Origin of the sequence: Thauera sp., from assembly GCF_034003485.1 — a bacterium.
In the GTDB taxonomy this organism is placed as follows: Bacteria; Pseudomonadota; Gammaproteobacteria; order Burkholderiales; family Rhodocyclaceae; genus Thauera.
This window is the reverse complement of sequence record NZ_JAVEYL010000001.1, coordinates 228,966-251,865: the sequence shown is the minus strand read 5'-3', so window position 1 is coordinate 251,865 and position 22,900 is coordinate 228,966. Positions and strand designations below refer to the sequence as shown.

Sequence of the window (22,900 nt, the reverse complement as noted above, 5' to 3'; positions counted from 1 at the left end):
GCTCGATTCGCGGGCACGCCCGCTCCCACAGACTTCCTCCCACGGTTTTCCGCTCACGGATCGCCGACCACGAATCCGCCTTCACGGTGTTTTCAGCCCCGTGCCGTGCTACGGTCATGCTCCCCAGCACGACGGAGCGCACCATGAAAACACGCACCCTCCTCGCCACCGCCGTCATGATGGCCGCCTTCGGCGCCCTGGCGAAGCAGCCGGTCGACACCGGCCACGGCGGCGCGGTCGCCAGCATCTCGCACGAAGCCAGCCTGGCGGCAATGGAAATCCTCAACGCCGGCGGCAACGCGGTCGATGCCGCAGTGGCCGCCGCGGCTACGCTCGGCGTCACCGACCCCTTCAGTTGCGGCATCGGCGGCGGCGGCTTCATGCTCATCTACTCGGCCAAGGACAAGCGCGTGATCGCGCTCGATCACCGCGAGGTCGCTCCGGCCAGCTTCCACCCTGCCGTGTTCCAGAACCCCGACGGCAGTGCCATGGAGTGGAAGGCCGCCGTGCCCAACGGGCTCGCGGTCGGCGTGCCCGGCACGGTGCGCGGCTGGCACGAGGCGCTGACGCGCTACGGCACGATGGGCTTCGAAGCGGTGCTCGCCCCCGCCATCCGCGTTGCCGAAGCCGGCTTCGCGGTCGGCCCCAACTTCCACCGCATCAGCAAGGTCAACGAAGCCAAGTTCGCGCGCTTCTCCACCGCCTCCGCGCTGTACCTGAAGGACGGCCAGGCCCTGCCGGTGGGCACACATTTCCGCAACCCGGACATGGCGCAGACCTACCGCGACCTCGCGCGCGGCGGCGTCAAGGCCTTCTACGAAGGACCGATCGCAGCCAGCATCGTGTCGGCGGTCAATCACCCGCCGGTCAACCCCGGCGTCACCGTCCTCGCGGGCGACATGACGATGGCCGACCTCAAGGACTACGAGGCGCGGCTACGCCAGCCGGTGCGCTCGACCTACCGCGGCTACGAGGTCTACGGCATGCCCACGCCGTCGAGCGGCGGCATCGCGATCGCGCAGGCGCTGAACCTGATGGAGACCTTCGACCTCTCCGGCAAGTCGCGCGCGGAGATCGAGCACCTCTACCTCGAAGCCTCGCGCCTGGCCTTCGCCGACCGCAACGCCTACGTCGCCGACGAGGAGTTCGTCGACGTTCCGAAGGACGGCCTGCTGTCCAAGGCCTACGCGCGCGAACGTGCGCAGCAGATCGGCGCGACGGCCGCGCCCGGCAAGGTCGAGGCCGGTGACCCGTATCCCTTCGAGACCGACCTGTCGGTGCCGCTGCGCCCGCAGCCCAGGCCGCTGGCGCGCGAGTCGATGCACACCACCCATCTGGCAGTGTCCGACCGCGAAGGCAACGTCGTCGCCTACACCTTCACCATCGAGGACTGGGGCGGCAGCGGCATCGTCGTGCCGGGGCGCGGCTTCCTGCTCAACAACGAGCTCACCGACTTCGACTTCAGCGGCCCACACCCCAACGTGCCCGAGGCCTTCAAGCGCCCGCGCTCGAGCATGAGCCCGACCATCGTGCTGCAGCATGGCGCACCGGCGTTCACCATCGGCTCGCCCGGCGGCTCGACCATCATCACCACCGCGCTGCAGACCCTCGTCAATCACATCGATCTCGGCATGAGCCTGGCCGACGCGCTCGCCGCGCCGCGCATGAGCCAGCGCAACGGCGACACCACCCTGGTCGAGACCCTGCTGCAGTTCCCGGGCAGCGCGCAGGCGAAGGCACTGGAGGCGAAGGGCCACACCTGGCGCGAGACCGACCAGATCGGCGCCGCCAACGGCATCCGCTTCAACGCCGACGGCACGGTGACCGCAGTGAGCGAACCGCTGCGCCACGGCGGCGGCAGCGCGATCGTGCAGAAGCAGTGAGCCAAGCGGGCGCCATTGCGGCGCCCGCCTCATCAGACGTCGTTGTCGGCCTCGGCCAGCACCTCTTCCGCCACGGCGCTCGCCTCGATCTCCTCGGACTCCAGCTCCACTGTCTGCAGCCCGCGCAGGCGCTCGGCGGCGTTCAGCGCATGCTGCTCGCCGCTGAACAGGTCGCGCTTGAGCACGCCTATCGCATCGACCCAGGCCGACGAAGGCTCACAGGCGGATTGCAGCTCGCCGCTGCGGCACACCGTCAGCGCCTCGCCTTCGAGGGTGAAGTGCACGCCTGGCAGCGGACGCACGCGCACGGCATCGTCCGCCCGCGCGGCGAAGCGCAGCATGGTGTCGCGCTCGTCGCCGAGCAGGTCGAGGATCAGCGCCGGCAGCGCGTAGATCGGCAGGTCGCCGGTGCGCAGCGGGCCGCGTTTGCCGTCGATCACCACCAGCGGCGTAGCCACCATGGTGCGGAACATCTCGTCGTCGAACTCACTGCGGTTGGCCGCGAGCAGGCCGGATTCGGCGTAGCCGCCGTGGTTCCAGCCGAGCGAGGGCAGGTGGTCGCCGAACATCACGATGATGGCGTCGGGGTCGCGCTTGCGCAGTTCCTTGACGAAGCCCATCAGCTCGCGCGACTTGTAATACACCGTGTTGGCGTAAGCCTGCACCAGGGCGCTGCCGGCGTCGGCCTTGATCACCGCCGGTCGCGCCGAATTGAGCGGGTAGTCGAGGTGGCCGAAGTAGGTCAGCACGTAGTTGAACACCGGCTGCGCACCGCCGAGTTCGGGGCCGACCCGGTCGAGCACCTGACGGAACAGCGAGGCGTCGCTGAGGAACTCGCCGTTCATGTCGTCGAGCACGAAGTCGCGATCCGACCAGTAGTGCTCGAAACCCACGCGGCGATAGGCGTTGATGCGGTTCCAGAACGGCGCGGCGTTGGGGTGCGAGGCGACGCTGCGGTAGCCCGCCTCGGCCAGATGCCGCGGCAGGCAAGGCACGTTGCGGCGCAGTCGACCCTCGAAGAAGACCGCGTCGGTCTTCACCGGGAATCCGCACAAGGCCTCGAACTCGGCATTGGCGGTGTAGCCGCCGAACACCGGCGACAGCGTGCGCGCGTTGCCCGCCGCCTTCCACAGCTTCCGGAAGGCTGGATCGAGCGGATCGGCCGACAGGCGGGCGGCCTTCAACGCCATCGGATCCCAGAAGGATTCGAGCACGATCATGTGCACGTTGCGCCCGCCACGCCCGGGGCGCATCGCGCCAGTCTTGAGGAAGGGGCTGGGCTGGCCGGCGCCGAGCAGGGTCAGCGCGTCATCGACCTCGGTCGCCAGCGGCGCCTGGCCCCGGCGGGCGAGATTGCGCGCGGTCTCCTGCATGAGGTGGATCGGCAGACCGCGCATCTCGTAGTTGCCGCGCTGGTTCCACACCCAGTCGCCAAAGCGCGCGTCCAGCCAGGCCGAGGCCGGCACCGGATGCGCGACCAGCGCCGACACCGCCAGCGCGAGGCCGGCGAGCGCCGCCCACGCGCGCGGCTGGCGCCACGCGAACATCCACAGCAGGCCAGCGAGCGGCAGCGCGAGCATGGCCACGCTGCCCCACAACTGCCAGCCTTCCAGCAACAAGAAGAGATTCTTTGCCGCGAAAACGTCGTCCGGCATCACCGGCGCGCCAAGCACCGCAAGCTTGATCGCATTGCCCGCGGTGAAGGCGGAGAACACCACCACCATTGCCAGCGCAAAACGGCCGACGCTGCGCGCCATCAGGAACAGCACGCCGCCGGCGATCAGATGGGCGACGAGGTCACGCAACCAGGCCTCGCGCCCGGGCGCAACGCCCAGCACGTGGGCACTGGCGGCCTGTGCAAGCACGTACCAGACGGCGATCAGCCCCAGGGCCACGGCCCACGCCGGCCCAAACGACCGCCGGGAGACGGGCGCACTCGATCCGACGCGCACAGGGTCGGCGGCGAGATGATCTGCGGAAGCGGACACGGCAGCACTCCGGGGCACATTCAGGAGGCCGGATAGTACGCCGGTAACATTCCCGTGAACGTGATCGGCGTTGCCTGTCGCAGCAAACCGACAACGGAAATTGCGACAAGGTTTTTCCGCAAGGCTGCAATGCTGCGGCGAGCCCGGCCGCCTCGCTCCCCCGCCACCGCCGGATGTGGCGCCGGGCACCGCGGCACGTTCAGCCCGTCACGCCATCCCACAGCAGCTTGACGCCCGACAGCCCCAGCGCCCAGGTCGCGAACAGGAAGAACGGCCGCTCGGGAATGTGGCGCAACAAGCGCAGCCCGAGCCACACACCGACCGGCACCAGCGGCACCAGCATGGCCGACATCAGCAGCGTGTCGCGGCTGAACAGGCCGATGCCGACGTAGAACGGCAGCTTGGCGAGGTTGATCGCGGTGAAGAAGAACACCGAGGTGGCGACGAAGGCCTCCTTGGGCAGATTGCGCCCGAGCAGGTAGGCCATGATCGGCGGCCCGCCGGCGTGTGCGAGCGTGCTGGTGAAACCCGCGGTGGTGCCGCACAGCCAGGCGAAGCGGCGCGGCACGGTGTCGCCGCCACGGGCGACGGGCGCGCGATTGCGCAGCAGACGGTCGGCCGCAAACGCGATGGCGATCAGGCCGAGCACCACCTTCACCATGCGGTCCGACAACACCCCGAACAGCAACGTCCCCAGCCCGATGCCGAGCAGCGCCGCCGGAATCAGGTGGCGCAGGTCGCCCCACTCGGCCTTGCCGCGCCACACGCGGATGCCGACCATGTCCATCACGATCAGGATCGGCAGCACCACCGCGACCGCGTCGCGCGGCGAGATCCACATCGACATGAAGGGCACCGCCAGCCCGCCGAGCGCGCCGCCCAGGCCGGCCTTGGAGATCCCGGTGAGCAGGATGGCAACGGCGGTGACGACCCAGCCGAGGGCGTCCATCTGCATCGCGTGGACGCCCGCGCTTTACAGGCGGCCGGCGACGAACTGCAGCGCCAGGCCGTAGCCCTGGGTGCCGAAACCGACCATCACCGCCTCGGCGACATCGGACAGCCAGGAGTGGTGACGGAAGGCCTCGCGCTTGTGCACGTTGGAGATATGCACCTCGACGAAGGGAATCGCCACGCCCGCGAGCGCATCGCGGATCGCCACGCTGGTGTGGGTGTAGGCGCCCGCGTTGATCAGGATCCAGCCCACGCCCTCGATGCGCGCGGCCTGGATGCGATCGACGATGGCGCCCTCGTGGTTACTCTGGAAGCACAGCACCTCGACGCCGAGCGCCTCGCCCTGCGCGCGCAAGCCGGCCTCGACGTCGGCGAGCGTGGTCGAGCCGTAGATGTGCGGCTCGCGGGTGCCGAGCAGGTTGAGGTTGGGGCCGTTGATGACGAGGACCTTGGGCATGGTCGGCGCTCCTTGCGAATGGCAGATCGATGGATGGGCGGATATGGATGTCCGGCGCTGGATAAGCGAAGGGCGACCCGCAGGCCGCCCTTCGCGTCTCGCCTGAGCGCAGAGGATATCAGCGCGGCAGCAGGCTCTCACCCATCAGAAACTCATCGACCGCGCGCGCGCACTGGCGCCCTTCGCGAATCGCCCACACGACCAGCGACTGACCGCGGCGCATATCGCCGGCGGCGAACACCTTGGCCACGTTGGTCGTGTAGCAGCCCTCGCCGTCGGTGGTGGCCTTGGCGTTGCCACGCGGATCCTTGTCCACACCGAAAGCCTCGAGCACACCGCCGACCGGCTGGGTGAAGCCCATCGCGAACAGCACCAGGTCGGCCTTGATCTCGAACTCCGAGCCCGGCACTTCGGACATCTTGCCGTCCTTGAACTCCAGGCGACAGGCCTTGAGCGCCTTGACCTTGCCGTTCTTGCCGATGAACTCCTTGGTGGCGACGGCGAAGTCGCGCTCGCAGCCTTCCTGATGCGAGGACGAGGTGCGCAGCTTGGTCGGCCAGTACGGCCACACCAGCGGCTTGTTCTCCTCTTCGGGCGGCATCGGCATCAGCTCGAACTGGGTCACGCTCGCCGCACCGTGGCGGTTGGACGTACCCACGCAGTCGGAGCCGGTGTCGCCACCGCCGATCACCACCACGTGCTTGCCCTTGGCCGAGATCGGGTTGGGCTTGTCGCCGGCGACCTGCTTGTTCTGCGGGATCAGGAACTCGAGCGCGAAATGCACGCCGCCGAGCTCACGCCCGGGCACCGGCAGGTCGCGCGGCACTTCCGAACCTCCGGCCAGCACCACGGCGTCGAAGTCCTGCTGCAGTTGCTCGGCGCTGATGACCTCCCTGGCGTCGTTGATGATGCCGGCCGGCATGTCCTTGGCCGCCACCACCACGCCGGTACGGAAACGCACGCCTTCGGCCTGCATCTGCTCGACGCGGCGGTCGATCAGATGCTTCTCCATCTTGAAGTCGGGGATGCCGTAGCGCAGCAGGCCGCCAATGCGGTCGTTCTTCTCGAACACGGTGACGTCATGACCGGCGCGGGCGAGTTGTTGCGCAGCCGCCAGACCTGCCGGCCCGGAGCCGACCACGGCGACCTTGCGGCCCGTCTTCTCGTCCGCCGGTTGCGGCACGACCCAGCCTTCTTCCCAGGCCTTGTCGATGATCGCGTGCTCGATCGACTTGATGCCCACCGCGTCGGTATTGATGTTCAGCGTGCATGCCGCCTCGCAGGGCGCGGGGCAGATGCGGCCGGTGAACTCGGGGAAGTTGTTGGTCGAGTGCAGCACCTCGATCGCCTCGCGCCAATGGCCGCGATAAACGAGGTCGTTCCAGTCCGGGATGATGTTATTGACCGGGCAGCCGTTATTGCAGAACGGGATGCCGCAGTCCATGCAGCGCGCGCCCTGGATGGCGGCCTGCTCGTCCGTGAGGCGGACGACGAACTCCTTGTAGGTCTTCAGGCGCTTGTCGACCGGCTCGTAGGCCTCCGACAGACGCTGATGCTCCAGAAATCCAGTGGGCTTGCCCATTTATGCGGCCTCCTTCTGTGCTTCGCGCTGCTGCGCCATCTCGGTCAGCGCGCGACGATACTCGTGCGGGAACACCTTGACGAACTTCTTCCGCCAGGCGCCCCAGTTGTTCAGGATCTCGCGGGCGCGCACGCTGCCGGCGAAGCGGACGTGGCGCTCGATCAGGCCCTTGAGGATGAGCTCGTCGCCCATCGTCAGGTGGTCGATGTCGACCCGACCGTGGGATTCGAGGTCGTCACCCGACTCCGAGCCCTTGCGCGCGGCGATCTCGTCGGGCAGCGGCTCGAGCGAGACCTGCGCCATGTTGCAGCGCTGCTCGAACGTGCCGTCCTCGTCGAGCACGTAGGCCACGCCGCCCGACATGCCGGCGGCGAAGTTGCGGCCGGTCTCGCCGAGCACGACCACGGTGCCACCGGTCATGTACTCGCAGCCGTGGTCGCCCACGCCTTCCACCACCGCGGTGGCGCCGGAGTTGCGCACCGCGAAGCGCTCGCCGGCGACACCGGCGAAGTACACCTCGCCCTCGGTCGCGCCGTAGAGCACGGTGTTGCCGACGATGATGTTCTCGGGCGTGCTGCCGCGGAACTCGGCCTTCGGACGCACGATGATGCGCCCGCCCGACAGGCCCTTGCCGACGTAGTCGTTGCCCTCACCCACCAGCTCGAGCGTCACGCCGCGCGCCAGGAAGGCGCCGAAGCTCTGCCCGGCAGTGCCGTTGAGGCGGATGTGGATGGTGTCGGAAGGCAGCCCGGCGTGACCGTAACGCGTCGCGACCTGGCCCGACAGCATGGCGCCGACGGTGCGGTTGATGTTGCGCACGGGCAGGTCGATGTTGACCTTCTCGCCCTTCTCCAGCGCCGGCGCTGCGAGCGCGATGAGCTGGTTGTCGAGCGCCTTCTCCAGGCCGTGGTCCTGGGTTTCGGCGTGCAGGCGCGGCACTTCGGCCGGCACCGGCGGCAGGTAGAAGATGCGCGAGTAGTCCAGGCCCTGGGCCTTCCAGTGCGCGATGCCCTTCTTCATGTCGAGCAGGTCGGCGCGGCCGATCAGTTCGTTGAAGGTGCGGATGCCGAGCTGGGCCATCAGCTCGCGCACTTCCTCGGCGACGAAGAAGAAGTAATTGACCACGTGCTCGGGTTGGCCGGCGAAGCGCGCGCGCAGCACCGGATCCTGGGTGGCGACGCCAACCGGGCAGGTGTTGAGGTGGCACTTGCGCATCATGATGCAGCCTTCGACGACCAGCGGCGCGGTGGCGAAGCCGAACTCGTCGGCGCCGAGCAGCGCACCGATGACGACGTCGCGGCCGGTCTTGATCTGGCCGTCGACCTGCAGGCGGATGCGCGAGCGCAGGCGGTTCAACACCAGGGTCTGCTGAGTCTCGGCGAGGCCGAGCTCCCACGGCGAACCGGCGTGCTTGATCGAGCTCCACGGCGACGCACCGGTGCCGCCGTCATGGCCGGCAACCACGATGTGGTCGGCCTTGGCCTTGGCCACGCCCGCCGCCACCGTGCCGATGCCGATCTCGGACACCAGCTTGACCGAGATGCTGGCCACCGGGTTGGTGTTCTTGAGGTCGTGGATGAGCTGCGCGAGATCTTCGATGGAGTAGATGTCGTGGTGCGGCGGCGGCGAGATGAGGCCGACGCCCGGCACCGAGTGACGCAGGAAGCCGATGTATTCCGACACCTTGTGGCCGGGCAACTGGCCGCCTTCGCCGGGCTTGGCGCCCTGGGCCATCTTGATCTGGATCTGGTCGGCGTTGACCAGGTATTCGGTGGTGACACCGAAGCGGCCCGAAGCCACCTGCTTGATCGCCGAACGCAGCGAATCGCCGGCGTTCAGCTCCAGGTCGCGCGCGATGCGCGTCTCGCCGATCACCTGCGACAGCTTGATCGCCGCGGTCAGCGGCTTGAAGCGCATCGGGTCTTCGCCCCCCTCGCCGGTGTTCGACTTGCCGCCGATGCGGTTCATCGCCACGGCGAGCGTGGTGTGGGCCTCGGTGGAGATCGAGCCGAGCGACATCGCGCCGGTAGCGAAGCGCTTGACGATCTCCTTGGCAGGCTCGACCTCGTCCAGCGCCACCGGGGTCTCGGCGGCCTTGAGCTCGAACAGGCCGCGCAGCGTCATGTGGCGCTTGCCCTGGTCGTTGATGATGCGGGCGTATTCCTTGTACGTCTCCGACTTGCCCGAGCGCGTGGCGTGCTGCAACTTGGCGATCGCGTCCGGCGTCCACATGTGCTCTTCGCCACGGATGCGGAAGGCGTATTCGCCGCCGGCGTCGAGCATGTCGTGCAGCACCGGGTCGGTGGAGAACGCGGCCTTGTGCAGGCGGATGGATTCTTCCATCACCTCGAACACGCCGATGCCCTCGACCTGGCTGGTGGTGCCGGTGAAGTATTTGTCGAGCAGCGCCTGCTTGAGACCGACGGCCTCGAAGATCTGCGCGCCGGTGTAGGACATGTAGGTCGAGATGCCCATCTTGGACATGACCTTCATCAGCCCCTTGCCGACCGCCTTGACGAAGTGCTTGACGTACTTGACCGCAGACTCCTCGTCACCGGCCAGATGCTGCAGGGTCTCGAGCGCGAGGTAGGGGTGCACGGCTTCAGCACCGTAGCCGGCGAGCACCGCGAAGTGATGGATCTCGCGCGCCGAGCCGGTCTCGACCACCAGGCCGGCGCGGGTGCGCAGGCCCTTGGCCACGAGGTGCTGGTGGATGGCCGACAGCGCCAGCAGGGCGGGAATCGCGATGCGGTCGGCGGCGAGCTTGCGGTCGGACACGATCAGGATGTTGTTGCCACCCAGCACCGCGTTCTCGGCGTCGGCGCACAGCGAGGCCAGGCGCGCTTCCACGCCTTCCTTGCCCCATTCGGCCGGGTAGCAGATGTCCAGCTCGGCCGAGCGGAACTTGTTCTGCGTGTAGCGCGCGATGTTGCGGATCTTGGCCATGCCCTCGAAGTCCAGCACCGGCTGGCTCACCTCGAGGCGGAACGGCGGGTTGATCTCGTTGATCTCGAGCAGGTTGGGCTTGGGGCCGATGAAGGACACCAGCGACATCACCATCTGCTCGCGGATCGGGTCGATCGGCGGGTTGGTGACCTGCGCGAACAACTGGCGGAAGTAGTTGTATAGCGGCTTGTTCTTGGAGGACAGCACCGCCAGCGGCGAGTCGTTGCCCATCGAGCCGGTCGCCTCTTCGCCCGCCTTGCCCATCGGCTCGAGGATGAACTTGATGTCTTCCTGCGAATAGCCGAAGGCCTGCTGGCGGTCGAGCAGCGGCGCGACACGCTCGGCAGCCGCGGCGGTGTCGAGCACGGCCGGCGCCTCGAGGGTGTCGAGCTTGATGTTGATGCGGCGCAGCCAGTCGGCGTAGGGCTTGGCGTTGGCGAGCGACTCCTTGAGTTCCTGGTCGCCGATGATGCGGCCCTGTTCCATGTCGATCAGGAACATCTTGCCCGGCTGCAGGCGCCATTTCTTGACGATCTTGCTGTCGGGGATCGGCAGCACGCCGGACTCGGAGGCCATCACGACGAGGTCGTCGTCGGTGACCAGGTAGCGCGCCGGGCGCAGGCCGTTACGGTCGAGCGTAGCGCCGATCTGGCGGCCATCGGTGAACGCCACCGCGGCGGGGCCGTCCCACGGCTCCATCATCGCCGCGTGGTATTCGTAGAACGCGCGGCGCTTCTCGTCCATCTGCGTGTGCGACTCCCAGGCTTCCGGGATCATCATCATCATCGCGTGGGCGAGCGAGTAGCCGCTCATCACCAGCAGCTCGAGCGCGTTGTCGAACGAGGCCGAGTCGGACTGACCGGGGTAGATCAGCGGCCAGATCTTCTGCAGATCGTCACCGAGCAGCGGTGAATGCACGCCCTTCTCGCGCGCGCGCATCCAGTTGTAGTTGCCGCGCAGGGTGTTGATTTCGCCGTTGTGGGCTATGTAGCGGAACGGGTGGGCGAGATTCCACTTCGGGAAGGTGTTGGTCGAGAAGCGCTGGTGCACCAGCGACAACGCCGACACGGCACGCGGATCGACGAGGTCGGTGTAAAACTCACCGACCTGGTTGGCGAGCAGCAGGCCCTTGTAGTTCACAGTACGTGCCGACATCGACACCATGTAGAACTCTTTGCCGTGCTTCAACTTGAGCGCGCCGATGGCGTTGGCGGCGCGGCGGCGCACGACGTAGAGCTTGCGCTCGAGCGCCTCGGTCACCATCACGTCGGGGCCGCGACCGATGAAGATCTGGCGGATCACCGGCTCCATGGCCTTGACCGTGGGCGACATCGGCATGTCGCGGTTGACCGGCACGTCGCGCCAGCCGAGCACGACCTGGCCTTCGCCCACGACCGCACGCTCGATCTCTTCTTCACAGGCCAGACGCGAGGCGGCCTCCTTGGGCATGAACACCATGCCGACGCCATACTCGCCAGCCAGCGGCAGGCTCACGCCCTGCTTCGCCATCTCTTCGCGGTAAAGCTGGTCCGGAATCTGGATGAGGATGCCGGCGCCGTCACCCTGCAGCGGGTCGGCACCGACCGCGCCACGGTGATCGAGGTTCTTCAGGATCTCGAGGCCCTGGAGAATGATGTCATGACGTTTCTCGCCCTTGATGTGGGCGATGAAACCCACGCCACAGGCATCGTGTTCATTGGCGGGGTCGTAAAGACCCTGCTTTTGGGGCAGATCCATCTTCTTTTCCTCAAACGACACGCAAGATCACGCGTTAGGGGGCCATGTAAGGCCTTGCCCGCAGGCAAGCACCGACAAACCGAACGCGCACAAAAAAGCCGGGCGCGCGCGCACCGGCTTTGTAGTTTGCACCAAACTGGTGCAAAAACAACGATCTGAAGGGAGAAAACCGCAGAATTTCGACCCTGCATGCACCAATCTGGACACGCGCGCCTGACTCGTTGCTTTCGAAAAAACTATACCCCCCAAAGCTGGGGGGATTCAACAATTTTTTTGCACTGCGGCACGCCCTCGATCGGACACTCCGCCTGCTTGCGCAGCCGGCCCGTCGCGGCTACGAGCAGGGCCGTGGGAGCAGGCTTGCCCGCGAATGTCGCGCTCCGGAGCGCTGCATTCGCGGGCAAGCCCCCCCACGACCGCTGCGCTGGTCAGTGGATCTCGCCGACCGCGAACAGCCGCCGGTGCTCCTTCATCGCGTAGCGGTCGGTCATGCCGGCGATGTAATCGGCGATCGCGCGCGGCTTGTCCTCGCGCGTCATCACCTGGTATTGCGGCGGCAGGATGTGCGGGTCGTCCATGAACGCGGCGAACAGGTCGCCGACGATGCGCCGCGCCTTGCTGGTCATGCGCAGCACCTGGTAGTGGCGGTAAAGGTTGTCGCGCAGGAACACCTTCAGCTCGCGCAGGCGCGGCAGCAAGGCGTCCGAATACGCCACCAGGCGCGGTGCGGCGCGCACGTCATCGAGCGTGGCGACGCCGGCGGCGGCGATGTTGGCGCGGGTCTGTTCGAGGAGGTCGATCACCATCAGGTGGATCATGCGGCGCACGGTCTCGTTGATCAGCTTGCGCCCGGACAGGCCCGGCCAGCGCGCCTCGGCCTCGCGGCGCTGGGCGGCGAAGAGCGGCACGTCATCGAGCTGCTCGAGCGTGATCAGGCCCGAACGCAGGCCGTCGTCGACGTCATGGTTGTTGTAGGCGATCTCGTCCGCGAGGTTGGCAAGCTGGGCTTCGAGCGAAGGCTGGGTGCCGGCGAGGAAGCGCTCGCCGACATCACCGAGCTGCTCGGCGTTGGCGCGCGAACAGTGCTTGAGGATGCCCTCCCGAGTCTCGAACATCAGGTTCAGGCCGTCGAAGCCCGCGTAGCGGTCCTCGAGCAGGTCCACGGTGCGCAGCGACTGCAGGTTGTGCTCGAAACCGCCGAAGTCCTTCATGCAGGCGTTGAGCGCGTCCTGGCCGGCGTGGCCGAACGGCGTGTGCCCGAGGTCGTGCGCAAACGCGATCGACTCGGCGAGATCCTCGTTGAGCCCGAGCTCGCGCGCGATGCCGCGGGTGATCTGCGCGACCTCGATGCTGTGGGTGAGCCGGGTGCGAAACAGGTCGCCCTCGTGATTCACGAACACCTGGGTCTTGTATTCGAGGCGGCGAAAAGCAGTGGAATGAACGATGCGGTCGCGGTCACGCTGGAACTGGCCGCGTGCCACCGGCGCCGGTTCGTCATGGCGGCGTCCGCGCGAGTTGGCTTCGGTGACGGCATAGGGGGCGAACTCGAGCATGCGATCTCCTGAGTGTTGATGCACGGATTCAAGGCGCGGGTCGCACATCGCGTGCGCACCCTGCAAGTGCGCCCGCGAATACGACCGCCTCCAACTCAACGGCAGCGCGCCTCGATCGCCGCGACGATGTCCTCGCCTGCAGCCTCGCCGTGGATCACCGCACGGCCGATTTCGCGCAGCAGCACCAGGCGCAGCTTGCCGGCCTCGACCTTCTTGTCGTGCGCCATCAGATCCAGATATCGCGACGCTCCCAATTTTGGCGCCCACACCGGCAGGTGCGCGCGCGCGAACAAGGTGGCGATGCGCTCGATGTCCTCATCCTGCAGCCAGCCCAGGTGCCGCGACAACTCGGCTGCCATCATCGTGCCGGCCGCAACGGCCTCGCCATGCAGCCATTCACCATAGCCGAGCCCGGTCTCTATGGCATGGCCGAAGGTGTGGCCGAGGTTGAGCAGCGCGCGCTCGCCCTGCTCGGTCTCGTCCGCGGCCACGACCTCGGCCTTGTTGCGGCACGAGCGCTCGATCGCGCAGGCCAGCGCCGCGGGATCGCGCGCGACCAAGGCGTCCAGATTCGCCTCCAGCCAGTCCAGGAAGACGGGATCGCGGATCAGGCCGTACTTGATGACTTCGGCCAGCCCGGCGGCAAGCTCACGGTCGGGCAGCGTGCTCAGGGTGTCGATGTCGGCCAGCACCAGCTTGGGCTGGTAAAAGGCACCGATCATGTTCTTCCCCAGCGGATGGTTGATCGCCGTCTTGCCGCCCACCGAAGAATCCACCTGCGCCAGCAGCGTGGTCGGGATCTGGATGAAGGGCATGCCGCGCTGGTAGCAGGCCGCGGCGAAACCACCCATGTCGCCCACCACGCCACCACCGAGCGCGACCAGCGTGGTCGACCGCTCGCAGCGCTCGCCAAGCAGCATGTCGAAGATACGGTTGAGCGTCGGCCAGTCCTTGTTCGCCTCGCCATCGGGCAGCACCACCGCGGACACACGCACCCCCGCCGCCTCGAGCGTGGCGCGCAAGCGGTCGAGGTAGAGCGGGCCGACGACATCATTGGTGACGATCGCCACGCGCCTGGTCTTCAGGTGCGGCAGGATCAGGTCAGCACGCGCGAGCAGGCCGCGGCCGATGTGGATGGGATAGGCGCGGTCGCCGAGCGCGACGTTCAGGGTCTGCATGTATTCGCCTCGTGTTTGTGCACCGCGCCTTCGATCAGCCGCACCATGGTGGCGGGGTTGCCGCGCCCCCCCTCGACGATGATGTGCGCCACCTCGCGATACAGCGGGTCACGCTGCCGGTGCAGCTCCTCGATGCGCTGGCGCGGATTCTCGACCTGCAGCAGCGGGCGGTTACGGTCGTGGCGCGTGCGCTCGAACAGGATCTGAGGCGGCACGTTGAGATAGATCACGATGCCGCGCGCATGCATCAGTTCGCGGTTGGCCGGAGCAAGGACGACACCACCGCCGGTGGCAATGACGATGTCGGGCACCTGCGTGAGTTCGTCCATCATCTGCGTCTCGCGCTTGCGAAAACCCGCCTCGCCCTCGATCTCGAAGATCGTGGGGATGCTCACACCAGTGCGGGCGACGATTTCCTGGTCGCAGTCGGCAAAGCGCAGCTTGCGCCGCCGCGCCAGTTCCTTGCCGACCGTGGTCTTGCCGGCGCCCATCATGCCGATCAGTATCAGACAGCTCACGCGTGACTCGCCGGAAATCCAGATGAAAAAAGGGGCGGGCACCCTTTCGGGATGCCCGCCCCCCGGATTGTATCAGCAGAGTGAAGGACTCAGCGGAGGGTCAGCGCGTCGGAGACGATGCGCGGGGTGATGAAGACCAGCAGCTCCTTGCGGTTCGAGACCGTGCTGCGCGTCTTGAACAGATTGCCGAGCACGGGAATATCTCCGAGCACCGGCACCTGATCGACGCCAGTCGCTTCTTCTTCCTCGTAGATGCCACCGATCACCACGGTACCCCCGTTCTCGATCAGGACCTCGCTCTTGACGTTCTTGGTCTCGATCGGCGGCACGCCAAGCAAGGCCTGTTCGTAAAGCGGTCGATCCTTATTGACCTCGATCGACAACTGCAGACGTCCATCTGGCGTGATCTGCGGCTTCACCTTGAGCGAGAGGACTGCCTTCTTGAACGAGACGCTGGTGGCGCCAGAGCTCGAGGCTTCCTGGTAGGGGATCTCGGTACCTTGCTCGATCGAGGCCTCGACCTGGTTCGCGGTCAGCACGCGCGGACTCGACACCACCCGGCCGCGACCATCGGATTCAAGGGCCTGCAGCTCGAGGTTGAGGAAACGGGTCAAGCTGTTGTTGAACAGCGTGAGGTTTAGCGCCCCATAGCCGTTCGGAAGGAAACCATCACCGCTCGTTGCAGACTCCCCCACCCTTCGGAGGATCGTATTGATCGGCGCATTCGCGGCGGTATTGATGGTGCCGTCCGCATTCGCAGAGGCGAACTCGGAGGTTCCGAACCCAATCTTGCCCCCACCACCCAGACTGCGGTTTCGGCGATCACCAAAACCGAGCCGGACACCCAGATCGCGGGCAAAGGTCTTGTTCGCCTCCACGATCCGCGCCTCGATCAGAACCTGACGGGGCGCAACGTCGATCTCCTGCACCAGGCGGCGCAGCGCCTGCAGGCGCGAGCCGACGTCGGTCACGAAGACCTTGTTGCTGCGCTCATCGACCACCACGCTGCCGCGCTTGGACAGCATGGTCTGGTCCTTGGCCTTGAGGAAGTCGAAGATCTCCTTGGCCTTGTGGTAGTTGATCTGGAAGCTTTCGGTCTGCAGCGCCTCGAGGTCGTTGATCTGCGCCTTGGCCTCGAGCTGGAGCTTTTCGCGCGCGGCGAGTTCGTCACCCGGCGCGATCCAGATCACGTTGCCGTTCTTGCGCATGTCCAGACCCTTGGCCTGCAGGATGATGTCGAGCGCCTGATCCCAGGGAACATCCTTCAGGCGCAGGGTCAGGTTGCCCTGCACCGAGTCGGACGTGATGATGTTGAAGTCGGTGAAGTCGGCGATCACCTGCAGCACCGAACGCACGTCGACGTTCTGGAAGTTCAGCGACAGCTTCTCGCCCTTGAAGTCGGCGCGACCTCCGCCGAGCTTAGTGGGATCCTCTATGACACGCTTGACCTCGAGCACGAACCGGTTCTCGCTCTGGTAGGCGTTGTGCTCCCACAGCCCGTTCGACATCACGGTCAGGCGTACCCGGTCGCCCACCTGCTGCGCAGTCATCGAGGTGACCGGCGTTCCAAAGTCGGTGACGTCCGAGCGGCGGCGCAGATGCTCGGGCAGTGCGGTCTTCAGGAAGTCCACCACCAGATTGCCGCCCTGCTGGCGGATGTCGATGCCGGTATCGGGGCTGGACAGATCGACGACGATCCGGCCGTCGCCTTCGGTACCGCGACGGAAGTTGATGTCACGCACGGCGAGCCCACTCGCGGCGACCGCGCGCGAATCGGCGAAGTTGCCCTGGGACTCGGTGACCACCGTGTTTTGCGCAAGCTGCGCGGACGTCGGCGAGATGGCGATGATGAGGTCACGCCCCTGCACACGCGCCTCGTAGGGGCTCATCTTGACGAGATTGAGCACCAGCCGGGTGCGATCGCCCGCCTGCACGATGTTCGCGCTGCGCAGGTCGCCCTGCTCGATACTCTGCAGGTTACGCCCCAGCGCATTGCCGGTGCCGGCGAAGTCGAACGCGATCCGGGCCGGATTGGCGACGCTGAAGCTCGGCGGCGGCACCGCGAGCGGTTCGCGCAGGGTCAGGCGAACGTAGACCGTGCCGCCCTGTTCGGCGACTTCCAGGCCTTCGATCTGGTTGGCGAAAACCTGCGTCTGCTCCGCATCCTGCGCAAGCGCGGAGGGCGCAGGAACAACGCCAGCAAAAACGGCTGCAAGCAGCAGCACTCCAATACGGTGTCTCATCTTCCGGCCTCCTGCCGCTCCTGCAACGTCAGCGGGGTGACTCGCTCCACCCAATCGCCGTAGACATCCTCGACCAGTTCGCGCAGGGTCACCTGGTTCTCGGTGATTTGCGTGACCACGCCGAAATTCTGTCCCATGTGGTTTCCGACCTTCACCTGATGCAAGGCGTTATTGGCCTTGATCAGGGCATGCGTGTTGCGTCCCTGCATCAGGACGCCGACCATCTGCATGGATTCGAGGGGATAGGACTCGAGCGGCTCGCGGCGGCGATCCATGTCCGGACGCAGCGCGCCGGAAGACGCGCGCCGCTCGGGCTCCATGCGTGCCGGGCGGTACGGGTCGTCGCCCTGCATGCCCGCGTACGCCACAACCGGAAAGGGCTTCAGCTCGGGAAGTGCGCGTACGGCCCCGCGCATGGTCTTCGCCTGCTCGTTCATCCAGACCTGAAGATCGTCCTCGCTACCACCCGCACAACCGGCGAGCAGCACACAGGCGCCAACAATTGCAGCCCTGTTCATTTCTTGTTCCCCTGCTTCGCGGCCTGGGCAGCCTGGCGCTGCTGCGCGAGCTCTTCCTCGTCGAGGTAGCGGTAGGTGGTGGCCTTGGTGTCTAGCTTGAGGCGCCCATCCTTGTCGGCCTCGATGCCCACGTTGTTCAGGGTGACGATACGCGGCATGCGCGCCACGTCGGCGACGAACTCGCCGAGGTCGTGATACACGCCCGACACCTTCACGTCGATCGGCATCTCGGCGTAGAACTCCTTGACCACGTCCGCGCCCGGCTTGAAGAGCTCGAACTGGAGGCCACGCCCAAGTCCGGCCTGGTTGATGTCGGACAGCAGGGAATCCATCTCCGCGCGGTTGGGCAACTGCTTGAGCAGCGCACCGAACTGGCGGTCGATTTCGGCGAGCTGGCGGCGATGTTCCTCGAGGTTGACGGCCTGGCGTTTCTTGGCAACCCAGCTATCACGCAGCTGAACCTCCTCGGCCTGGCGTTGCTGCAGCGTGGCAACCTGATCCTGCCAGTCGAACCACCAGAAGCCGGCAATCGTGAGCGCGAGCAAGCCGATGAACACTGCGACCCGCGGCGAGACGGGCCACAGCCCTGGATCGTTGGGATCGAGGCCCTTGAAATCCTGGGCGATGCGCTTGAAGTCGATGCCCTTGCGCGCAGCGGAAGCGGCGGTCGGTTTCATCTGGCCCCCCCCTTGGTGGCGCCTGCCGCAGCCCTGCCGCCCGCATCATCCGTCGCCTCGCTCTCGGGCTGGCGAATGCTGAGGGCAAGCGTGAACTCGCTCACCCGGCGGGTATCGAGCATTGCGGCCTTGGCCTCGAGCAGCGCAGGTTGCTCCAGGAAGGGCGAGGCCTCGATGTTGCGCATCAGGTGCGACACCCGGGCATTGGACTGCGCATATCCCACCAGCGTGACACGCCGGGCGTTCTGCTTGATGGACTTGAGGTACACCCCGTCCGGCATGCGCTGCGCGAGTTCGTTGAACAGATGGACGGTTTCGGCTCGCGTGCTCTGCAGCGACTCGATGACCTGCTTGCGCGCCAGCATTGCATCGATCTGCTCCTTGAGGCGACGGATCTCGGCGATATCGCGATCGAGCTTGGTGATCTCGGTCTTGAGGAAGGTGTTGCGTGCTTCCTGGGCCTCGATGTGGCCGCTGTAGACCGCATGAACGGCGAAGCCAACGAGCGCACCGAGCACGATCATTGCCGCGGCAACGGCGTAGAACTGTTGGCGGCGCTGGCGACGCTTCTCGACGCGATGCGGGAGAAGATTGATCCGGATCATGCGTCGAACCTCCTCAAGGCCAGGCCACAGGCCGCCATCAGCGAGGGCGCATCGGACAGCAGGGATTTGGGTCGCACCTTGCTGCTCAGCGTCATGCCAGCGAAGGGGTTGGCGATGATCGTATCGACCTGCGCCCGGGCACCGACCACGTCGCCCAGACCGGGCATGACCGCACACCCGCCCGCGAGCACGATGTGATCCACCTGATTGAACGAGGTCGAGGTGAAGAAGAACTGCAGTGCGCGCGAGACCTCGAGTGCAAGACTGTCCATGAACGGCCGCATCATGTCTCGCGGGTAGCTGTCGGGCAGCGAGCCGGCCCGCTTGGCGGACTCGGCCTCTTCGAAGCTCATGCCGTACTGGCGGGCAATATCCTGGGTGAGCTGGCTGCCGCCGAAGGCCTGCTCACGTGAATAGATCGACTGGCCGTTACGGAACATGGTGACGTTCATCACGCTGGCGCCGATATCGACCAGGGCGATGACCTGATCTGCGCCAGCGCGCGGCAACTGCCGACAGACCAGTTCCAAAGCCGACTCGATCGCCAGCGATTCGACATCGACGATGACGGCCTTCAGGCCTGCGGACTGCGCCACTGCAACGCGGTCTTCGACTTTGTCCTTGCGCGAGGCGGCGATCAGGACCTCGACGTCACCCGGACTGCCGGATGCGGGGCCGATCTCCTGGAAATCGAGATTGACCTCGTCGAGCGCGAACGGGATGTACTGGTTGGCCTCGGCTTCAACCGCGAACTCCATTTCGGTCTCGCGCAGGCCTTCGGGGAGAATGATCTTCTTGGTGATGACCGAGGACGACGGCAGCGCCACCGCCACGTTCTTCACCCCCCCGCCAAAGCGGCGCAGCGCGCGTCTGACCGCCTCGCTCACGGCCTCGAGGTTGGCGATGTTGCCGTCGACGACCGCATCGCGCGGCAGCGGCTCGATCGCGTAACGCTCCACTTTGTAAGCGTCCTTGTCACCCCCCGACAACTCGACCAGCTTGACGGATGAAGACGAGATATCGAGCCCGGCAAGCTGACGCTTTGCAGCGCTGAGAAAGGGGAGGTCAATCACAAAGAAAATCCTTAAATTTCTTCATGTTACGCGTCACATCTAAGCTACTTTGTAGCATGCTAGCAACAAGCCCATGGGGTGTAAAGGGAACTGCTTCACGGTTAACGACCACTAACAGGAACACTTGAGGGGCGCCCGAAGGCATCCCGTATAATGCGCGTCCGCTTAAAACCCTTCTGGATTGCCCATGCGCTGGGTCCTGTATCCGATCGCAGCGCTGCTCGCGCTAGCCATTCTCGGCCTTGCCACGCTCGCGGCAATGGCCTTGTTCGCATGGCCCAACCTGCCCGCGCTGGACACGCTCACCGACTACCGACCCCGAGTGCCGCTGCGAGTATATACGGCAGATGGGCACCTCATTGGCGAGTTCGGGGAGGAGCGCCGTGATGTAGTGCGCATCGCCGAGGTTCCCTCCACGCTCAAGCACGCCATCCTCGCCGCGGAGGACGAGCGCTTCTACGAACACAAGGGGATCGATCCGGTCGGCCTCGCGCGCGCCGCGCTCGCAAACCTGTCTTCCGGCGGCCGCGGACAGGGCGCCTCCACCATCACGATGCAGGTGGCGCGCAATTTCTTCCTGTCGCGCGAGAAAACCTACAACCGCAAGCTGTATGAAATTCTGCTGTCGCTGAAGATCGAACAGAACCTGACCAAGGACCAGATCCTCGAGCTCTACATCAACCAGATCTTTCTCGGCCAGCGCGCATACGGCTTTGCGGCCGCGGCGCGTGCCTACTACGGCAAGACGCTCGAGCAGCTCAGCCTGCCCGAATCGGCCATGCTCGCCGGCCTGCCGAAGGCGCCTTCTGCCTTCAACCCGATCGTCAATCCGGCGCGTGCCGCCGTTCGCCAGCAATACGTGCTCCGTCGCATGCTCGAAGCCGGCTTCATCGACAGCGTGCAATATGAAGAGGCGCTCACATTCGCCACCCCCCGGCAGAGCCAGCGCGACACCGCAGCCGCACGCAAGACGCAGGACATCGCGGTACCGGCCGACTATGTCGCCGAAATGGCCCGCCAGATCGCGGTCGAGCAGTTCGGCGAACGGGCCTATGAACTGGGCATTCGCATCGTCACCACGGTGACGCGCGCCGATCAGGAGGCTGCCTATGCGGCCTTGCGCCGCGGCGTGATCGACTACGACCGCCGCCACGGCTACCGCGGGCCGGAGTCCTTCGCCGAACTGCCCACCGGCGAAGTTTCCGAGGAGCAACTCGACGAAGCGCTCGGAGAGGTCAGCGACCACGGCGACCTGCTCGCCGCAGTCGTGCTCAAGGCCAGCCCGAAGGAAGTCGTCGTCTATCGCCGCGGTCAGGAAATCCGCATCACCGGCAAGGGCCTCGGCTTCGCCGCCCCGATGCTGGCCGAAAAGGCACCGCAGAGCCGCCGCGTGCGACGCGGCGCCATCATCCGCATGCGCAGCACCGGCAAGGACGCGTGGGAAATCGCGCAGCTGCCCGAAGTGCAGGCGGCACTGGTTGCGGTCGACTCGCACAGCGGCGCCGTGCGCGCACTGATCGGCGGCTTCGACTTCAACCGCAACAAGTTCAACCACGTCACCCAGGCCGTGCGCCAGCCGGGCTCCAGCTTCAAGCCCTTCATCTTTTCGGCGGCACTCGACCGCAATTTCGGTCCGGGCAACGTGCTCGACGACGCCCCGCTCTACTACCCGGCCGGCGTCACCGGCAGCAAGGCCTGGGAGCCGAAGAACTACGACGGTCGCTACGCCGGCCCGATGACGCTGCGGGACGCACTCGCGCGCTCGAAGAACATGGTTTCGATCCGCCTGCTCGAGGAGATCACCCCCGCATACGCACGCGACTACCTGAGCCGTTTCGGTTTCGACCCGGCGCAGAACCCGCCCTATCTGACGATGGCGCTCGGCGCGGGCGCAGCCACGCCGTGGCAGATGGCTGCAGGCTTTGCCGTGTTCGCCAACGGCGGATACCGCATCGAGCCCTACGTCGTGAAGGAAATCTACGACGGCAGCGGCCGCCTCATCGCGCGCACCGACCCACCGGTTGCCGGCGACAGCGCGCCACGCGTGATCGATGAGCGTAACGCCTGGCTGATGGACTCGATGATGCGGGACGTGGTCCAGCGCGGGACCGCCACCCGCGCCCGCGTCCTGAAGCGCAACGACCTCGCGGGCAAGACCGGCACCACCAACGATTACGTCGACGCCTGGTTCTGTGGTTATCACCCAGACCTCGTCACCGTCTCGTGGGTCGGCCACAGCCAGCCGCGCAACCTCGGCCGCGGCGAGACCGGTGGCGCCGCAGCCCTGCCAATCTGGATCAACTACATGAAAGTGGCACTCGAGGGCGTGCCCGAGGTCGAGCGCCCACGGCCGAACGGACTGAAACTGGTCCAGAATGGACTCGGCACCCGCCAGGACTACCACTACGCCGAATACCAGCCGCCGGCCCCGCCGCCCGTCCCCGATTGGCTGCAGGAAATGTTTGCCAATGATTCTTCGCCGGCGATGGAAGCGGAAATCGAAGCGATTCCGCCCGCCCCGATCGCCAGCCCGCCACCGCTGCCGCCCCCGGCACAGGCACCGGCGCCGGTCGAGGACCGCATGCCGACGCCGATCCGGCGCTGAGCGAAGCGCGGCGCCGTAACGCTCAGGCCGGCCGCGTCAGACGGATCGCCACCCCGGCCTGCTCGCCCGCCAGCGCGGCGAGCATGTCCCACAGATCGGCACCGCCACGGGTATTCACCCATTTGCCGTCCTGCGGCCGGAAATGGAACCCGCCCGACTTCGCCGCCACCCAGATCTCGCGCGCGGCGGTGTGGCGATTGATGATCATCTTGGTACCGTTGTCGAACTCGAGCTCGAGGATCCCGCCCGGTTTGGGCTCGATATCGATATCCACGCCGCAGCCCTCGAGCGCGGACTCGATGCGGGCCAGTTCGGCCTCGGCGAGCACGTTGAATGCAGACTCTTCCATGCTGACTCCTTCTGTTAGCATTCCGGTTTTTCCCGAA

The 22,900-nt window shown here is 66.3% G+C and carries 16 protein-coding genes; 2 read left to right on the top strand and 14 right to left on the bottom strand.

Translation table 11 applies throughout. The features are described 5' to 3' along the window. The first annotated feature begins 143 nt into the window (after positions 1–143). Positions 144–1,883, top strand: a complete 1,740-nt coding sequence (ggt, locus tag RBT54_RS01180) for a gamma-glutamyltransferase (protein WP_320363279.1) — start codon at positions 144–146, stop codon at positions 1,881–1,883. A 32-nt stretch (positions 1,884–1,915) separates the two neighbouring features. Here ggt and RBT54_RS01175 read toward each other — a convergent pair whose 3' ends face one another. The 13 genes from RBT54_RS01175 to RBT54_RS01115 all read right to left on the bottom strand — a co-directional run bounded on the left by RBT54_RS01175 (position 1,916) and on the right by RBT54_RS01115 (position 19,909). Next, positions 1,916–3,871 (bottom strand): LTA synthase family protein, encoded by a 1,956-nt coding sequence (locus RBT54_RS01175; protein WP_320363277.1) that lies wholly within the window; start codon positions 3,869–3,871, stop codon positions 1,916–1,918. Positions 3,872–4,070: 199 nt separating this feature from the next. After that, entirely contained in the window at positions 4,071–4,826 is a 756-nt protein-coding gene (locus RBT54_RS01170) for a sulfite exporter TauE/SafE family protein (RefSeq protein ID WP_320363275.1), read from the bottom strand. An 18-nt stretch (positions 4,827–4,844) separates the two neighbouring features. Then, positions 4,845–5,279: a type II 3-dehydroquinate dehydratase gene (gene aroQ / locus RBT54_RS01165; protein WP_320363272.1), complete on the bottom strand. Its 435-nt coding sequence runs from the start codon at positions 5,277–5,279 to the stop codon at positions 4,845–4,847. A 118-nt stretch (positions 5,280–5,397) separates the two neighbouring features. Further along, positions 5,398–6,861, bottom strand: coding sequence for a glutamate synthase subunit beta (locus tag RBT54_RS01160; RefSeq protein WP_320363270.1), 1,464 nt, complete (start codon positions 6,859–6,861; stop codon positions 5,398–5,400). Beyond that, positions 6,862–11,544: a glutamate synthase-related protein gene (locus tag RBT54_RS01155; RefSeq protein ID WP_320363268.1), complete on the bottom strand. Its 4,683-nt coding sequence runs from the start codon at positions 11,542–11,544 to the stop codon at positions 6,862–6,864. 428 nt (positions 11,545–11,972) lie between these two features. Further along, the gene (locus tag RBT54_RS01150; protein ID WP_320363266.1) at positions 11,973–13,097 is read right to left on the bottom strand and encodes a deoxyguanosinetriphosphate triphosphohydrolase; all 1,125 of its coding nucleotides are present in this window, start codon (positions 13,095–13,097) and stop codon (positions 11,973–11,975) included. Positions 13,098–13,192: 95 nt separating this feature from the next. After that, positions 13,193–14,275, bottom strand: a complete 1,083-nt coding sequence (gene aroB / locus RBT54_RS01145) for a 3-dehydroquinate synthase (RefSeq protein WP_320363264.1) — start codon at positions 14,273–14,275, stop codon at positions 13,193–13,195. Next, entirely contained in the window at positions 14,263–14,793 is a 531-nt protein-coding gene (locus tag RBT54_RS01140; RefSeq protein ID WP_320363261.1) for a shikimate kinase, read from the bottom strand. The genes aroB and RBT54_RS01140 overlap by 13 nt, the downstream gene beginning before the upstream one ends. 89 nt (positions 14,794–14,882) lie before the next feature. Further along, positions 14,883–17,036: a type IV pilus secretin PilQ gene (pilQ, locus tag RBT54_RS01135; protein WP_320363259.1), complete on the bottom strand. Its 2,154-nt coding sequence runs from the start codon at positions 17,034–17,036 to the stop codon at positions 14,883–14,885. Beyond that, positions 17,033–17,554, bottom strand: coding sequence for a pilus assembly protein PilP (locus RBT54_RS01130; protein WP_320363257.1), 522 nt, complete (start codon positions 17,552–17,554; stop codon positions 17,033–17,035). Before RBT54_RS01130 ends, pilQ begins: the two co-directional genes overlap by 4 nt. Beyond that, entirely contained in the window at positions 17,551–18,231 is a 681-nt protein-coding gene (locus RBT54_RS01125; protein ID WP_320363255.1) for a type 4a pilus biogenesis protein PilO, read from the bottom strand. Before RBT54_RS01125 ends, RBT54_RS01130 begins: the two co-directional genes overlap by 4 nt. Then, positions 18,228–18,836, bottom strand: coding sequence for a PilN domain-containing protein (locus tag RBT54_RS01120; RefSeq protein WP_320363253.1), 609 nt, complete (start codon positions 18,834–18,836; stop codon positions 18,228–18,230). Before RBT54_RS01120 ends, RBT54_RS01125 begins: the two co-directional genes overlap by 4 nt. Then, entirely contained in the window at positions 18,833–19,909 is a 1,077-nt protein-coding gene (locus RBT54_RS01115) for a pilus assembly protein PilM (RefSeq protein WP_320363251.1), read from the bottom strand. The genes RBT54_RS01120 and RBT54_RS01115 overlap by 4 nt, the downstream gene beginning before the upstream one ends. A gap of 187 nt (positions 19,910–20,096) precedes the next feature. Between RBT54_RS01115 and RBT54_RS01110 the strand changes: the two genes are divergently transcribed. After that, entirely contained in the window at positions 20,097–22,514 is a 2,418-nt protein-coding gene (locus RBT54_RS01110) for a PBP1A family penicillin-binding protein (RefSeq protein WP_320363249.1), read from the top strand. A 22-nt stretch (positions 22,515–22,536) separates the two neighbouring features. Here RBT54_RS01110 and cyaY read toward each other — a convergent pair whose 3' ends face one another. Then, positions 22,537–22,863 carry an iron donor protein CyaY gene (cyaY, locus tag RBT54_RS01105; protein ID WP_320363247.1) on the bottom strand — a complete coding sequence of 109 codons (327 nt, stop codon included), beginning with the start codon at positions 22,861–22,863 and terminating at the stop codon, positions 22,537–22,539. Positions 22,864–22,900 lie beyond the last annotated feature (37 nt).

Bases quoted from the DNA above. Each gene is read 5' to 3' on its own strand.
- ggt (WP_320363279.1), top strand. From the start codon at position 144: ATGAAAACACGCACCCTCCTCGCCACCGCCGTCATGATGGCCGCCTTC.
- RBT54_RS01170 (WP_320363275.1), bottom strand. From the start codon at position 4,826: ATGCAGATGGACGCCCTCGGCTGGGTCGTCACCGCCGTTGCCATCCTG.
- aroQ (WP_320363272.1), bottom strand. From the start codon at position 5,279: ATGCCCAAGGTCCTCGTCATCAACGGCCCCAACCTCAACCTGCTCGGC.
- RBT54_RS01160 (WP_320363270.1), bottom strand. From the start codon at position 6,861: ATGGGCAAGCCCACTGGATTTCTGGAGCATCAGCGTCTGTCGGAGGCC.
- RBT54_RS01155 (WP_320363268.1), bottom strand. From the start codon at position 11,544: ATGGATCTGCCCCAAAAGCAGGGTCTTTACGACCCCGCCAATGAACAC.
- RBT54_RS01150 (WP_320363266.1), bottom strand. From the start codon at position 13,097: ATGCTCGAGTTCGCCCCCTATGCCGTCACCGAAGCCAACTCGCGCGGA.
- aroB (WP_320363264.1), bottom strand. From the start codon at position 14,275: ATGCAGACCCTGAACGTCGCGCTCGGCGACCGCGCCTATCCCATCCAC.
- pilQ (WP_320363259.1), bottom strand. From the start codon at position 17,036: ATGAGACACCGTATTGGAGTGCTGCTGCTTGCAGCCGTTTTTGCTGGC.
- RBT54_RS01130 (WP_320363257.1), bottom strand. From the start codon at position 17,554: ATGAACAGGGCTGCAATTGTTGGCGCCTGTGTGCTGCTCGCCGGTTGT.
- RBT54_RS01125 (WP_320363255.1), bottom strand. From the start codon at position 18,231: ATGAAACCGACCGCCGCTTCCGCTGCGCGCAAGGGCATCGACTTCAAG.
- RBT54_RS01120 (WP_320363253.1), bottom strand. From the start codon at position 18,836: ATGATCCGGATCAATCTTCTCCCGCATCGCGTCGAGAAGCGTCGCCAG.
- RBT54_RS01110 (WP_320363249.1), top strand. From the start codon at position 20,097: ATGCGCTGGGTCCTGTATCCGATCGCAGCGCTGCTCGCGCTAGCCATT.
- cyaY (WP_320363247.1), bottom strand. From the start codon at position 22,863: ATGGAAGAGTCTGCATTCAACGTGCTCGCCGAGGCCGAACTGGCCCGC.